Raw genomic sequence first — 15198 nt, forward strand, 5'->3', positions numbered from 1 at the left:
ACTACAAGACAGGGTTAAGATGCGATTATTTACTTTATTTAGTGGTTTATTACTTCTTAGCCTGCCTAGTTTATTACTAGCCGAAAAGCCCAAGTGTGCAGAGTCTATCGTTGGCTGCTTTCAAACTTCCGAACAATCGGCTTTAAGTGTTTATGAGCCCATGTACTTAATTGCTGGCGGAGAATACGGTGAAGACTTAAAAGGGCGCTTTCAATTTAGCTTTAAATACAAGCTATTTGATGATCAATCTTCCTTAATTAAATCAGCGCCTTGGCTAGACAGTTTTCATCTTGCTTACACACAAACCAGCTTATGGAATTGGTCAAAAGAATCTTTACCCTTTGAGGACACTAGCTACAAACCCTCTTTCTACTTCACCTTAGATGCAAGCCCTGCTTATGATTTATTAGCCTTTGGCTATGCCCATGAATCTAACGGTCAAGCCGAGGAAATATCGCGCAGTATGGATGCGATGTTTATTCAACCTGTTTGGAGCTTCCCTTTAGCTAATAGCTCTTTAATTCTATACCCTCGCTTTTTATATTATTTTAGAAAAGGAGAGTTTAATGAAGACCTTGCCGATTACCGTGGTTATGTTGATTTAAAACTGCGCTACGGTAATCAAGATAGCTGGGGGATTAACACCCTTTATCGTTACGGAAAGTCTGGCCAATACAGTGTGCAGGTCGATCTTACCTACCCTATAAGAACACCTATTTCGATACGCACAGGTGGTTTTTTGTACCTTCAATACTTCCAAGGTTATGGCGAAAGTATGCTGAGCTACAATAAAGCAGTTGGCCCAATTTTTAGAATTGGGCTGGGTATAGTGCGTTAAGCATTAATAATTGCTGCTAAGGCTTGGTCTATTTCTGAGTAGCTAAATTCAAAACCTTCCTCTATTAATCGTTGTGGAAGCATTTTAGCACTCACCAACAACAGCTCGGCCATTTCACCAAACAACACTTTTAATACTGCTTCTGGCATAGGGAAAATAGTAGGACGGTTTAGGGCTTTACCTAAAGCCTTAGTAAATTCAGCATTGGTTACTGGATTAGGTGCACTGGCATTAAACACCCCACTAACCTGTTTATTTTTTACCAACCAAGCATAAATTTTAGCCATGTCGGTTAGGTGAACCCAAGGAAACCAGTGCTGACCACTGCCTAAACGACCACCTGCACCTAAACGAAAAGCCGGTAGCATTTTTGCTAATGAACCACCGCCCTTACCTAGCACTACACCCGTGCGTACTAAACAAACGCGCACACCCAGTTTTTCAGCAGCTAAAGCGGCTGCTTCCCAAGCCACACATAAATCATGCGTAAAGCCTGTTGCAGGTTGCGTTTGCTCCGTTACCGCATTATTGCCCTGCTCACCATAAAAACCCACAGCAGATGAGGATACCAAAACTTCTGGCTTAACCGTTTGCGCTTCTATCCAAGCGACTAGCTGCTCCGTTGTTTTTACTCTTGAGCTTATTAGTAAGTTTTTACGCTCTGTTGACCAGCGTTTGTCGGCAATACCCGCACCAGCAAGATTAATAATAGCTTCTACAGAGTTAGGCTCTAACTCACTAAGCTGGTTTACATATTCGGTTACACCCTCAGGTAAACTAGGGTTAAGCTGCCTTGTCCATAAAACTAACTCATGCCCTTGACTAACCAACAAGGGACAAAGTGTTTTACCAATAAAACCTGTACCACCTGTAATTAAAATACGCATGATCACCTCAACTGATTTCTATACAATTACTATACATTACTTTTATATAACACTGAGTAAAGCTAAGTTAACGCTATGAAAAATATTCACCACGCTATTATTGGTGCTGGTTTGGCAGGTCTTGCCTGTGCTAACCGCTTGCAAACTGCTGGGCAAAAGGTTGAGATTTTTGAAAAAGCACGTGGACCAGGTGGACGTTTAAGTAGCCGCCGCCGTTTAAATACCACTATTGATTTAGGCTGCCAGCAATTAAACGCTTCAACACCCGAGTTCAACCAACAGCTTAAGCTATGGCAAAAACAGGGCTGGGTTGCTAGTCATAATCAACAAAGCTTCTACGGCATACCACGCATGAGCGGTTTAACCCGACACCTCAGCCAGTCTTTAAAGCTGCACTTAGCAACACGCATCACCTGCTTACATAAACAAGGCAAGGACTGGTGGTTAGAAGATGAGCTAGGCAAGCTTTACGGCCCTTATCAACAAATAACCCTTGCTACCCCCGCAGCACAAGCTTTGCCATTAATAGCCAAGCACAGCACTCAACTTAGCCAACAAATAGCTAAAGCTAAGCATTTACCTTGCTGGGTTGCTTATTTTATTTTGCCTAAAAACATAGCCGTGGCGGAAAGCCCACAAAGCAACTCTTCTCAGCCATTAAGTCGCTGGACTTTATTGAATAACAAACCAGAGCAACAAGCACAATTATCAAGGTGGGTTGTGCAGGCTTCACCTGAATGGAGCCAAGCGCATCAAGATTTAAGTGCCAAGTTAGCAGCGCAAAAACTCTTTGCGCACTGGTGCAATGATGCGGCACTTAGCCTAGTTGAACCGCCTTTGTTATTAGAAGCTCACCGTTGGCTTTATGCATTTACTAGCCAACCCTTAGGCATAGCTTACTTACAAGACCTAGCACAAGGCCTCAATGTTTGTGGTGACTACTGCTTGGGTTCTCTTGCCGAAGATGCTTGGCTTTCAGGTGATAAGCTAGGCAAACAACTGATAAAAACCAGCAACTAAATTTAAAATGAAAGAGTTAAACCTATGCCGCGTCAGCTAGTTTGGTTTCGTAGTGATTTACGCCTTGAAGATAACCCAGCACTTTTTCGAGCCTGTCAGCAGGGTGAAGTGGTAGCCGTTTTTGTTCATTCGCCAGAGCAATGGCAAGAACATGGCTGGGGCGATTTAAAAACTGCTTTTGTACTCAGCAACCTTCATGCCCTAGCCCAGCAACTGCGCCAGCTTAATATTCCTTTAAAAATTCTAACCGTGACCCGTTTTAGCTATGCGCCCCAAGCCTTGTTAGAACTGGCAAAAGAACTGGGCATAAGCAAACTGCTATTCAATGATGAATATGAGTGGAATGAGCAGCAGCGTGATAACGCAGTGGTAGAAGCCTTTACTCAAGCAGGCATTAATGTTGAGCGTTTTACTGATCAGGTTATTTTCCCTCCTGGTAGCATTCGTACTGGCAAGGGTGATTTTTATACAGTTTTCACTCCCTTTTACCGTAATTGGCTAAGCCAGCTTAAACCAGAACACCTAGTGCCTTTGCCAGCGCCCCAAGCCCAAGCACCGACTCAACTAGCCAATGACCCTTTACCCGCCTTTGTTAGCAGCCAACAACTTGAGCATTGGCCAGCCGGTGAAGCAGCAGCCCATAAAAAGCTGCAAGACTTTGCTGAACAAGGGTTGAATAACTACGACCAACAAAGGGACTTCCCAGCCCTTGCTGGCACTAGCCAAATCTCTGCTTATTTAGCCGCTGGCGTATTATCACCTCGTCAAGGTTTAGCAGCAGCACAAATGCATTCAGCTGGTCGGTTTATGGATAAAAGCACCGGCGCTGGCGTATGGGTTTCAGAATTAGTCTGGCGGGAATTTTATCGTCATTTGCTAATTGGCTTTCCACGTATCAGCAAAGGCCGAGCTTTTAAACCAGCAACAGAAAAGTTAGCTTGGCGCTCGATTGAAAACTCTAAAGTACAAAGGGATTTGCAGGCTTGGCAAACGGGTAATACTGGCTTTCCTATTATTGATGCTGCCATGCGCCAACTGTTAGAAACCGGCTGGATGCACAACCGTTTAAGAATGTTAGTGGCGATGTTTTTAAGCAAAAACTTGTTGATAGACTGGCGAGTGGGTGAAGCCTTTTTTATGCAGCATTTAATTGATGGCGATTTAGCGGCCAATAATGGCGGCTGGCAATGGGCAGCTTCAACCGGCACCGATGCTGTGCCCTACTTTCGTATTTTTAACCCCTACACCCAATCCGCCAAATTTGACCCAGAAGGCAAGTTTATTCGCCATTATGTGCCAGAACTAGCCCACTTAAATAATAAACAAATTCACCAACCACCTGCTAACCTGTCATTTAATCAGCAACGGGCTGTGGATAAGTTAACCAGTGATTTGTTTGGGAGTAGAAGTGGTGAGAGCAGCAGCTACCCAGCACCCATTATAGATTTAAAGCTAAGCCGAGACAGAGTGATGCAAGCTTTTGAAGCGATAAAATAGGCTATACTTTAATTCATGAAAAAGATTAGATGGAATAAAGAGAAAAATAAGCTGCTGCAAAAGGAAAGAGGCATTAGCTTTGAGGATGTGGTTTTTCAGATGTCAGTTGGTAATATTTTAGATACTGTTGAACATCCAAATAAAGAACACTATCCAAACCAGCAGATACACGTAATTAGAATAGAAAAGTATGCTTATCTAGTTCCTTTTGTCGAATCAGAAAATGAAGTTTTTCTGAAAACGATTATTCCGAGCCGAAAAGCGACTAAAACCTATTTAGGAGATCCAAAATGAATAGGCTAAATAAAGAAGAGCAAGCTCTACTTGATGCTTTTGAAAACGAAGAGCTACATCAGGTATCAAGTTTTGAAAATAAGAAAGTTCAGCACCAGAAATATGCTCAAGAAAAATTAAAACAAGAAGCTGCTATTAGTATCAACTTGTCATCTATCGACTTACAAAAACTACAAAAGCATGCTCTAGCAGAAGGTGTTTCTTATCAAAAGCTGGTCGCTAACATCTTGCATAAATACTTAGAAGGCCAACTACACGAAGCTTAGTTCTGTTAACAAAAGCTCAAACAAAAAGGCAGCTCAAGAGCTGCCTTTTTAAATCAAAAAAAGACTAAGCCTTTTTAACAAACTCTGTTTTTAGTTTCATCGGGCCTATACCATCAATTTTGCAATCAATGTCGTGATCACCATCGACTAGGCGAATATTCTTCACCTTTGTGCCTACTTTAACCACAGATGAAGAGCCTTTAACTTTTAGGTCTTTAATTACGGTAATGCTGTCACCATCGACTAAAACAGTACCGTGAGCATCTTTATACACTTTTTCTTCTTCGCCGCTGGCTTCAACAGCATCTTTTGACCATTCGTGCGCACATTCAGGGCAAACATACTGAATGCTGTCATCATAAGTGTATTCAGAGCCACATTTTGGGCAGTTGGGTAAACCACTCATCGTAAAATTTTCCTTACAAAAAATATAAAACGCCTAGGCGTAACCAACCGCCAGTATAACCTAAAGACCTGCCGCTGCTTTTAGTTCGGCAATGCGGTCGGTTTTTTCCCAAGGGAAGGCAGTGAAAGTTTCAACCATTTCTTGGCCATGATCATCTTTCCAAGTATAGCTAGTATCAAAAGCTTCACGGCCAAAGTGACCATAGGCAGCGGTTAGTTGATACATGGGGTGCAGTAAATCAAGCATCCGTGTAATGGCATAAGGGCGCAGATCAAAACATTCACGCACTAGCTGATTAATTTTTTGCTCGGAAATTTTGCCTGTACCAAAAGTATTAACCGAAACAGAGGTAGGTTCAGCCACACCGATAGCATAAGAAACTTGAATTTCACAACGGTCGGCTAAACCTGCCGCAACCAAGTTTTTAGCCACATAACGGCCAGCATAGGCTGCTGAGCGGTCAACTTTGGAAGGGTCTTTACCCGAGAAAGCACCACCGCCATGACGCGCCATGCCACCGTAGGTATCTACAATAATTTTACGGCCGGTTAAACCACAGTCACCCACTGGGCCACCTATCACAAATTTACCCGTTGGGTTAATGTGGAATTTGGTGTTTTTATCGAGCAAGTTAGCTGGAATCACTTGCTTAATAATCAGCTCCATCACCGCTTCTTGTAAGTCTTTTTGGCTTACTTCAGGGTTGTGCTGAGTCGAAAGAACTATGGCATCTATACCCACTACCTTGCCATCTTCATAACGGCAGGTTACTTGGCTTTTAGCATCGGGACGCAGCCAGTTTAGCTGACCACTTTTACGCACTTCAGCCTGACGCTCAACTAAACGGTGCGCAAGGGTAATGGGTGCTGGCATTAATACTTCAGTTTCATTCGAGGCATAACCAAACATTAAACCTTGGTCACCAGCACCTTGGTCTTCAGGGCTTTGGCGATCAACACCCTGAGCAATATCTACCGACTGCTTACCAATAATGTTAATCACGCCACAGGTATCACCATCAAAACCCACTTCAGATGAGTTGTAGCCAATGTCTTTAATAACACCACGCACTAGGTCTTCTAAATCAACCCAAGCCGAAGTGGTAATTTCGCCACCGACTATTGCTACACCGGTTTTAACCATAGTTTCACAGGCAACACGGGCTTGTTTATCTCGGGCAATTAACGCGTCTAACACTGCGTCAGAAATTTGGTCAGCTAGTTTGTCTGGGTGACCTTCGGAAACAGATTCAGAGGTAAATAAAGAGTATTCACTCATGCCAGTAGAGCTCCTGATAGCTTTTTTTATGTATGCCCGACATTCTACCCAGCCTACCCTTATATTGCACTTGAAAAAGACCCACCCTAAAGATGAACAGAAATCTTTTATTAGTTAGCTGCAAGATTTTAAAGAATCCCTTTTCATAAGCTTCTAGGGGCGGCCTCTGTCAAGATAGTATTAAATACTTATTACTTAACCGTGCTCAGTTATTATCTGGGGTGGTAGGTTTAACTCAGATACTTGAAGCAAAATGCTAAGCCAAAAAAATCAAGTGTCAGGCAATTTTTTTCATAAAAGACCCATCAATATAATAAGGGTAGTTTGGAGTGCAAAATTACACCCAAAAGTTTGAGTTGCTAATGGAGCTTTACTCAAGAAGGATTAATTAACTTTTTCAAGCTGTAAAATATTTTCATCAGGAACTAACAAACCCTCACTAAAAAACATAACCTCACTACCAACATAGTGCTTTTGTGCTGAGTAATTAAGACCGTATGAAAGGGATTGGCTTAAAGAGTACATTTCACAAATTTCTTTAACATTATCGTAAGAAACCATCCAACGCTGCTTAAAGCTTGGGGCTTGTAAAACTTTAGCAATTTGTACATGATCATCATGTTCATAAAAATTTCGGTATAACCCCTTACCTTTAACATAATAGGGTGGATCCAAATAAATTAAAGAATCAAAAGGCAGGAAATCATTGCATCTATTAAGAAGTGATAGTGAATCTTCACAATAGACAGTTATATTATTTGATTTTTCTGCTATTTTTTCTATACGTGAAATAAGAACGTTTTTATTAAACCTAGCATCTAATTTATATTCACCACTTTGTTCTTTACCACCAATAACTCCTGCTTTTAAAATTCCAGAACGATTAGCTCTATTCATAAAAAGGGTAGCAAAACCCTTTTCCACGATATTTGTGTTGTTTTCGTCACGTAAAATTGTGCGCCACTTGAACCATTCCTCGATAATTACTGGAGTAGAATCTAATAGCTCTAACAATGCACCTGTATGCTGAGTTACAGCAAGCCAAAAGGAATAAATTGCAGGATCTGCATCATTAATGTGTATGTGGCTAGCATGGCCTTCTAAAAGTAAGTAAAGCGCTACACCTGCACCACCGGCATAGGGTTCAAAGTAATGACCACCTGTAACCCCATTAATTTTCATAAGGTTGGCAACAAAAGGAGAGAATCGCGCCTTACCTCCAGGGTAACGTAAAGGGCTGTATATTTTTTTAGGGTGCATTAGTCACCTGCTTTAGCTTCACTTTTAAGACCTCAAGCTTTGTCAAATTAACTGTATACCCTTTATTCATGGCATAGTTTAACGCAGCTTTAAAATCATTTAAAAACTTATTACTTAATTCTGGGTGTTTTTTAACCCAGTAACTCCAAGGGTTATAGAGATTGGTTAACCTACCAACTAAACTTTGTATTTTCTCTTCCTTATAAAATCGTTTAAACACCTCTCTAACTTTCTTGTTTTTTTGTTTTATATTCCCATCAACTTCTTCTTTATATTTTTCAATACTTAATCTTAAATCAATTTTTTCGTCATTAATAGAAAAAGTATTTAACACTTCACTTGCACAATTAGTAAAAACTGAATGTGTAAACTGTATTTCATTATCCCAAAACTCATTATCTTTAGGTAGATTATATAAAAACTCAAAAATCAACTGATCTGGTGGCAATTCGCCTGGCAATAAAACTATTGTTTTGTAGTTTTTATCAGCAATTTCTGCTTGCTGGTCAGCATCCAAGCAAATAACACTACGCTCTGAAAACTCAGTAATATTGTTTTTTATTAACTGTATATAATTAGAGCAGCCAAGGGTTATTTCTGGAAGTGGTTTTGTGAATTTCTTGATTGTTTGACGAGTCATTAGCGCATTGTAAAAATCTGAAGCCTCTTTATCTTCAAAATAAACATTAACTTTTGGTAGATTAACATTTTTTGGCGCTTTTATAGTTTCAGTATTAATATCTGCATTAATTCTCATCCACGACCAGTCATCCCCTACTTGTATTCTGCCATGAGTGTTGCTTAAATAAATTGTTTTATACCTTCTACGATACAGCTGACCTTGCTCATAAGCATAATCAATAATACTTGGTGAGTGTGACGTAATAACAACTTGTAGATTTAATTTCCTACACTCCCTTTCAAGTATTTTTAACAATTTAATTTGTGCTGCAGGAAATAAACCTGCATCTGCTTCATCTATTAGAAGCAAGCCACCTTTATAGTCTTTATATTCACTTTGTAACTTTTTAAATGACATTAAAGCTAAAATTATTTGACCAGCATTATCTTCGCCAGCAGAAACTGATTGGTGATCATAATCATCACCATGAGAAACAGCAGACTTAATAATTCCACTTGTGCTCGTGGCACTTGACGCCCTACGATTTAAAAGCTCATTGGTAAGTCCTATAAACTCTTTTTTATGGTTTTCTAGGTATTCAAAGTTTAGTGTTTTGTAATCTCTTGATGCAATTGGATATAGACGTTTTAAACTTAAAAATATTACTGGATGGGTAAAATTCCTACTCGTATTAGCACCATCTGGAACGGTACTATTGTGCCTAACAACCGCTCTAGGGACATTGTCACGTGTCGTTAAACTAAGGTTGCCTGTTGCATCTTTTTCTGTATAACCATCATATAGTTCAAGACTAACCTTCATCGAGCCTGTGGTATCGAATTCTTCTGACATTCTAAAATGTTCAGTATATTGAGATTTAAATAAATCACCCGTAATTTGACGATAATTTAATTTACTACCTTTTACATAATCCTTCTCAAAGCTAAAAACTTGTGCTGCTATACCAAGAATTGATGATTTTGATGTACCATTTTTACCACAAATAACTGTAATACTATCAGCGAACTCAATATCAACATCCTCAAGACCACGAAAACTTTCTATATTTATTTTTTTTAATCGTGTAACTGACATGCCACATCCCTTTATTTTCTATTTTTCTTACGTAATCTTCTTGATATAGACAACTACTAACTAAAACACCTTTGCCGTATACCGTCAAAGTTAACTTCCACCGCATTTAAAATTACTAACTGTATTAGCTTTTCTGGATTAAGAGCTAACAACGTGAGGTTCTGTAACATCGCCTTAGCCACTAGCACATGAATTTTCACCATAAGATCCATCTATAATAATGTGGTAGTAGTTAGGGTGAAAAATGTCAACCATGCTATTTGAGTTAACTTAGCAGAGCTATAAACACCTATCTACTCAAAACATAACAAGAGTTGTAATTTATTGGCGTTAGAGACTCACAGCCATATCTTGACATGTTAGCAATAATCTAACGGATAAAAGAAAACTAGGAGCAAGAGCTTTTATGCACTCTGTGCCTTAATTTCAGATAATAAAATACGAAATTATGCTAATCATTCTACACAAACCACCCCTAGATTGCACTTGAAAAACCTATAGCTTAAAGATGAAGCAAACTCTCCTTAGTGCAAGTCTTAATACAAGTTTGCTACTCGCTGCTAGATGCGGGAAAATAGCGCAAAATTTTATAACCCTCTAATGACTTGTCTTGATAACTAACCCCTAGGGGCAGGAGTGTATTACCCATGACTTCACGTTTTGATCGTGCCAACGCCATACGCGCACTGGCTATGGATGCTGTACAGAAAGCTAAATCTGGCCATCCGGGTGCGCCCATGGGCATGGCGGACATCGCCGAAGTGTTATGGAACGACTACCTAAAGCACAACCCAACCAACCCTGAGTGGGCAGACCGTGACCGTTTTATCCTTTCTAACGGCCATGGTTCCATGCTTATTTATGCACTCTTGCACCTATCAGGTTATGACTTATCTATCGAAGATTTAAAAAACTTTCGTCAGCTGCATAGCAAAACCCCTGGCCACCCAGAATATGGCTACACGCCTGGTGTTGAAACCACCACCGGCCCTTTAGGTCAAGGTGTTGCTAATGCAGTGGGTATGGCGCTGGCAGAAAAAACCTTAGCGGCTCAATTCAACCGCCCTAACCATGAAATAGTTAACCACCATACCTACACCTTTTTAGGTGATGGCTGCATGATGGAAGGCATTTCACATGAAGTGTGCTCGCTAGCTGGCACGCTAGGCTTGGGTAAGTTAATTGCCTTTTATGATGACAATGGCATTTCTATTGATGGTGAAGTCGATGGTTGGTTTACCGACAATACCGCCCAGCGTTTTGAAGCTTACGGTTGGCAAGTATTGCGTGCTGATGGGCATAAACCGGAAGAAATTAAAGCGGCGATTGAAATGGCGCGTGAAAATGACGACCGTCCTAGCCTAATTATTTGTAAAACCCAAATTGGTTTTGGCTCACCCAATAAAGCCAACACCGCCGACAGCCACGGTGCGCCACTAGGCGATGATGAAATTGCCTTAACGCGTAAGCAGCTAGGTTGGAAGGCTGCACCTTTTGAAATTCCTGCTGATATTGCTGCCCAGTGGAACGCCCAAGAAAAAGGCCAGCAAGCCGAAGCCGCTTGGAACCAACGTTTTGCAGCTTACCAACAAGCTTTTCCTGAACTGGCTGCTGAATTTAAGCGCCGCTTAGCTGGCGATTTACCTGCCGACTTTACTGCTTCGGTTGATGCCTATATTCAAGAACTACAAGCTGCAGGCGAAACGGTTGCTAGCCGTAAAGCCAGCCAAAATGTGCTGAATAAACTGGCACCCCAGCTACCTGAATTATTAGGTGGCTCAGCTGATTTAGCCCCTTCCAACTTAACTTTTTGGAAGGGCGCACAAGCCATTACGGCTAAAGATGCTTCCGGCAACTACCTGCATTACGGTGTACGTGAATTTGGTATGGCGGCAATCATTAACGGTATTGCTTTGCACGGTGGTTTTATTCCTTACGGCGCAACCTTCTTAATTTTTATGGAATATGCCCGTAATGCACTGCGTATGGCAGCCTTAATGGGTGTTCAGCACATTGAAGTTTTCACCCATGACTCGATTGGTTTAGGTGAAGATGGCCCAACGCACCAGCCGATTGAACAGCTAGCCAGCTTGCGTGGCACACCGAACATGAGTGTTTGGCGCCCTGCCGATGCGGTAGAAACAGCCGTGGCTTGGAAGGCGGCACTGGAGCGCAAAACTGGCCCTACTGCGCTAATTTTCTCGCGCCAAAACTTGCCCCACCAAACCCGTGATGCAGCCCAGCTAGCCAATATCGCCCGTGGTGGTTATATCTTAAAAGACTGCCAAGGCGAGCCAGAAGCCATTATTATTGCGACAGGTTCTGAAATTGGTTTAGCCATGCAAGCGGCTGAAAAGCTCAATGCTGAAGGCAAAAAAATCCGTGTGGTCAGCCTACCCAGCACTGATGTATTTGAGCAGCAAGATGCTGAATACCGTCAGTCAGTGATTCCAGCTGAAGTCGCTGCCCGTTTAGTGATTGAAGCCTCGCATAAAGACTGGTGGTACAAGTACGCTGGTTTAGAAGGCACCATTATTGGTATGGAAAGCTTTGGTGAATCGGCACCCGCCGAGCAACTCTTTGCAGAGTTTGGCTTTACTTTAGATAACGTCTTGGCTTGCTTAGAAGAGTTATTAGAAGGGTTAGATGACTAGCCTTAAGCCTGCTAACTAGCTTTTAGCTTATTCGCTTAAGAAAAAGGCGCTTTCCTATCAAGGTTAGCGCCTTTTTTGTTGTCCTTAACTTTTGTTGTTCTTAGCTTAGAGTTTTAATAAGCCCAAACTATCACCAAGAGTAAAACCCAAGCTAAAAAAGAAGCGGCAATAATAGTGTAAGTTGCTGACATACTTACGGTAATATCCCCTGATTCTTTACTTAAAGACTTACAGCCTTGGTAAACCAAGATAATCGATAAGACAAGTGCCAAGCCCACCACCAAGACATTAAATAGCAAAATCGGCACCAGTAAAGCAAAGGATGAAAGCCACAAAGGCAAGGGCGCAATGGCTGCTAAAAGGTAAGTGTCTTGATAGCTAACTGTTAAACCATGCCCCTCTAAAACTGAGTGGATTAACCAACCCATAACAAAGAAGGTAAGCAACTCAGCCAAAAACAAGGTAGTGGTTATAAAGTGCCAGTCTTTACTAGCAAAGCCAGGTAAAAAGCTATCACCATAATGGGTACCTGCATAATAGATAAGCACTGGGGGCACAAAAGACATAGGCAATACCAACAACCAAGCAAGTTGAGGTATAGATAAGTTTCTTAACTGTAATTCTGACCAACCCTTAGTTGAAAAAGGTAAGCCAAATAGCATTGAGATATTCATAACGACCTCCACAAGTATCACGGCATGATACTTATTTTATAGTCTAGTTTTCCAAGGCTGGCAAGGCGTTTTTAATCAACAGGTAAAAAAATGACCCAATTAAGCAAACAGGATTTTAAAAAACTATCTGATTTTCGCTATCGACTTAGAGCTTTTCAGCGAAGCAGCGAAGAGATCTGTAAAAGCCATGGCTTAACTTCTTTGCAGTATTTATTACTTCTACACTTAAAGGGTTTTGAATCTAGGGAATGGGCAACCATTAGTGAGCTAGCAGAAAAGCTACAATCTAAACACCATGCAACCGTGATGCTAATAGATCGTTCGAGTGAATTAGGTTTAGTTGAAAGGCGTGTTTCCGCCACGGATAAACGCTGCATGGAAATTCACTTGCTACCTAAAGGTGAGAAACTGGTAGAAGCCATTGCTTGGCAACATAGACCTGAGCTTAATTATTTACAGCAAGAATTTCCGTTAACTAAATAAATTTAGCCCCCCGTTTTCACACCTAACACAACATCAAACTGTCATATTTAGAAGATAAAATAATTCAAGTGCATTTTTATGACATAAATCAACAAACAACCAAGAGGCAAGCTCTAGCATGGCAAACCCTTTTAGCTTTAACTCTAAAATCAACCCTTTTCATAAGGCTAAACAGCCTAAAAATAATAAATAGCTTGGAGGTTTCCTGCGGTGAAAAACAATCAACCCGTCACTCAAAAAGAATATGTTGTCCGTTCTGATTGCGCCATTATTTCTCATACTGATGCCGCAGGAAACATAACCTATGTGAATGATGAGTTTGTAGAATATGCCGGTTTTTCACGAGCTGAACTTCTAGGTCAGCCACACAATATTATTCGTCACCCTGATATGCCCAGAGAAGCCTTTCGTGATATGTGGGCAACACTTAAAAGTGGGCGAGCTTGGCAGGGAATAGTTAAAAATCGCCGCGCTAACGGTGATCATTATTGGGTAAAAGCAACCGCCACACCTCTGCCTAATGGTGGTTATATGAGCGTTCGCTTAAAACCCACCCAAGCCGAAGTTTCTCAAGCTGCCGCTTTGTATGCTCGTATGCAAGCAGGTAGTTCCGACAAGCTTTCTGGTGGCTATCATTTAAGTGGACTTTACTCTCGGTTTTCACATTTTTACCAGGGCATTAATTTAACACCTACCGCCATGCTCCCTATGTTTTTCTTCCTTTTAGCTACGCTAGGAATGCTTTTAGGCTGGCATTTTTATATTAATGATTCTGCTACCCATAAAATCATGCTACCTATAGCCTCAGGTATTTTAGTGATTGGCGGTATTGCTTTTATGTGGCTCTACTTTGTTATGCGTGAGCAAACACGCAGAATTAACTATTTAAAAACTGTTGCCTTAGAAATAGGTTCAGGCAACTTGGTTGGACCTGCGCCCATGGGTAAAGCAGATGAAATAGGCGGTGTTTTTAATGCCGTTCAAATCATGCGCAACCATCTGCTAGAAGTTGCTTTTCAAATGAGCCAGTCAACTAAATCACTTAATTTAGCTGCGACGGAAATGTTAGCTGCTAGTAAAGCAACATCTGAAGGTGCAGCCTCTCAATCTAGCTCATCTGCTAGCATGGCAGCAGCCCTAGAAGAGTTAAGCGCATCGGTTGATCAAATAGGAGAAAGCGCTACAGCTGCTCATGCTGCTTCTAATAAAGCGGGTGAAGTATCCAAGGCGGAGCCGAAGCTGTTTATGCAAGCACCAAGGAAATTAGCGCTATTGCCGGTGTAGTTAATAACGCATCAACTAAACTGCAAGACTTAGAACATTTATCAGGCAATATCGGAAAAATTGTCTCTACCATTCGTGAAATTGCTGAACAAACCAATTTATTAGCTTTAAATGCTGCCATAGAAGCAGCTCGTGCTGGTGAACATGGGCGAGGTTTTGCAGTTGTAGCAGATGAAGTGCGTAACCTAGCCGAACGAACCGCTAATTCGACTGTTGAAATTTCTGACATGGTGACTCAAATTCAAAAACGCACAGAAGAAGCCGTAACAGAAATGGATGCCAGCGTTTTGCAGGTAGATGAAGGCGTTAGTAAAGCAGAACGTGCTGGCCAGTCAGTTGCAGCAATAGAAACAGAAACCAGCAAGGTTGTTCAAACCACCCTAGACATTCAGGCCATTCTTCAAGAGCAGGCTTTGGCAGCCAAAGAAGTTGCTGAAACTATTGAAGGAATCGCCCGTTTAGCTGAGTGCAATGCTGCTCAAGCATCACAAACATTGATTGCTAGCCAAAATGTGCAAAACACTACCCAGGTGTTAAACAGTCTTTGTAAACAATTTAAGGTCTACCCAGGTTAATCAAGGTAAAGGCAACAAGGTTAGTTCGTGGGCTGCTACACTAGGCTCACCTTTAGGAGCTAATT

General features: G+C 41.3%; 15 protein-coding genes. 9 read left to right on the plus strand and 6 right to left on the minus strand.

Annotated elements, in window-relative coordinates; all coding sequences use genetic code 11:
- Window positions 1-19: 19 nt before the first annotated feature.
- Window positions 20-838: a phospholipase A gene (locus tag H571_RS14160; RefSeq protein ID WP_051168139.1), complete on the plus strand. Its 819-nt coding sequence runs from the start codon at window positions 20-22 to the stop codon at window positions 836-838.
- Here the strand turns inward: H571_RS14160 and H571_RS0104105 are convergent.
- Window positions 835-1725: a TIGR01777 family oxidoreductase gene (locus H571_RS0104105; RefSeq protein WP_027848202.1), complete on the minus strand. Its 891-nt coding sequence runs from the start codon at window positions 1723-1725 to the stop codon at window positions 835-837. The two genes, H571_RS14160 and H571_RS0104105, sit on opposite strands and share 4 nt — an antisense overlap.
- Before the next feature lie 75 nt (window positions 1726-1800).
- On the opposite strand from H571_RS0104105, the gene H571_RS0104110 reads away from it, so the two are divergent.
- The 4 genes from H571_RS0104110 to H571_RS0104125 are packed head-to-tail and all read left to right on the plus strand — an operon-like array spanning window position 1801 to window position 4802.
- Window positions 1801-2745, plus strand: coding sequence for an NAD(P)/FAD-dependent oxidoreductase (locus H571_RS0104110; RefSeq protein WP_027848203.1), 945 nt, complete (start codon window positions 1801-1803; stop codon window positions 2743-2745).
- A gap of 24 nt (window positions 2746-2769) precedes the next feature.
- Window positions 2770-4242, plus strand: a complete 1473-nt coding sequence (phrB, locus tag H571_RS0104115) for a deoxyribodipyrimidine photo-lyase (protein ID WP_027848204.1) — start codon at window positions 2770-2772, stop codon at window positions 4240-4242.
- Between the two features lie 15 nt (window positions 4243-4257).
- Window positions 4258-4536 (plus strand): BrnT family toxin, encoded by a 279-nt coding sequence (locus H571_RS0104120; RefSeq protein ID WP_027848205.1) that lies wholly within the window; start codon window positions 4258-4260, stop codon window positions 4534-4536.
- On the plus strand, window positions 4533-4802 hold the full coding sequence (locus H571_RS0104125) for an antitoxin (RefSeq protein WP_027848206.1): 270 nt from the start codon (window positions 4533-4535) through the stop codon (window positions 4800-4802). The genes H571_RS0104120 and H571_RS0104125 overlap by 4 nt, the downstream gene beginning before the upstream one ends.
- 64 nt (window positions 4803-4866) lie before the next feature.
- On the opposite strand, the gene H571_RS0104130 is transcribed toward H571_RS0104125, so the two are convergent.
- The 4 genes from H571_RS0104130 to H571_RS0104150 form a co-directional block, all read right to left on the minus strand.
- Window positions 4867-5208, minus strand: a complete 342-nt coding sequence (locus tag H571_RS0104130; RefSeq protein WP_027848207.1) for a zinc ribbon domain-containing protein YjdM — start codon at window positions 5206-5208, stop codon at window positions 4867-4869.
- 60 nt (window positions 5209-5268) lie between these two features.
- Window positions 5269-6486, minus strand: coding sequence for a methionine adenosyltransferase (gene metK / locus H571_RS0104135; protein ID WP_027848208.1), 1218 nt, complete (start codon window positions 6484-6486; stop codon window positions 5269-5271).
- 384 nt (window positions 6487-6870) lie between these two features.
- Complete coding sequence (locus H571_RS0104145) at window positions 6871-7746, minus strand: DNA adenine methylase (protein ID WP_027848209.1); 876 nt, start codon at window positions 7744-7746, stop codon at window positions 6871-6873.
- Window positions 7736-9463, minus strand: a complete 1728-nt coding sequence (locus tag H571_RS0104150; RefSeq protein WP_036217541.1) for an ATP-dependent nuclease — start codon at window positions 9461-9463, stop codon at window positions 7736-7738. Before H571_RS0104150 ends, H571_RS0104145 begins: the two co-directional genes overlap by 11 nt.
- Window positions 9464-10110: 647 nt before the next feature.
- On the opposite strand from H571_RS0104150, the gene tkt reads away from it, so the two are divergent.
- The gene (gene tkt, locus H571_RS0104155) at window positions 10111-12117 is read left to right on the plus strand and encodes a transketolase (protein WP_027848211.1); all 2007 of its coding nucleotides are present in this window, start codon (window positions 10111-10113) and stop codon (window positions 12115-12117) included.
- Between the two features lie 113 nt (window positions 12118-12230).
- Here tkt and H571_RS0104160 read toward each other — a convergent pair whose 3' ends face one another.
- Window positions 12231-12791, minus strand: coding sequence for a YIP1 family protein (locus H571_RS0104160; protein WP_027848212.1), 561 nt, complete (start codon window positions 12789-12791; stop codon window positions 12231-12233).
- 90 nt (window positions 12792-12881) lie between these two features.
- On the opposite strand from H571_RS0104160, the gene H571_RS0104165 reads away from it, so the two are divergent.
- The 3 genes from H571_RS0104165 (at window position 12882) to H571_RS15725 (ending at window position 15133) form a co-directional block, all read left to right on the plus strand.
- A complete protein-coding gene (locus H571_RS0104165) occupies window positions 12882-13274 on the plus strand; it encodes a MarR family transcriptional regulator (RefSeq protein ID WP_027848213.1) in 393 nt (130 codons plus the stop codon).
- Between the two features lie 210 nt (window positions 13275-13484).
- On the plus strand, window positions 13485-14558 hold the full coding sequence (locus H571_RS15460; protein ID WP_027848214.1) for a methyl-accepting chemotaxis protein: 1074 nt from the start codon (window positions 13485-13487) through the stop codon (window positions 14556-14558).
- Window positions 14546-15133: a methyl-accepting chemotaxis protein gene (locus H571_RS15725; RefSeq protein WP_425411346.1), complete on the plus strand. Its 588-nt coding sequence runs from the start codon at window positions 14546-14548 to the stop codon at window positions 15131-15133. The genes H571_RS15460 and H571_RS15725 overlap by 13 nt, the downstream gene beginning before the upstream one ends.
- The last annotated feature ends 65 nt before the right edge of the window (window positions 15134-15198 follow it).

The organism is Marinospirillum minutulum DSM 6287 (assembly GCF_000422325.1).
GTDB classification, from domain to species: Bacteria; Pseudomonadota; Gammaproteobacteria; order Pseudomonadales; family Halomonadaceae; genus Marinospirillum; species Marinospirillum minutulum.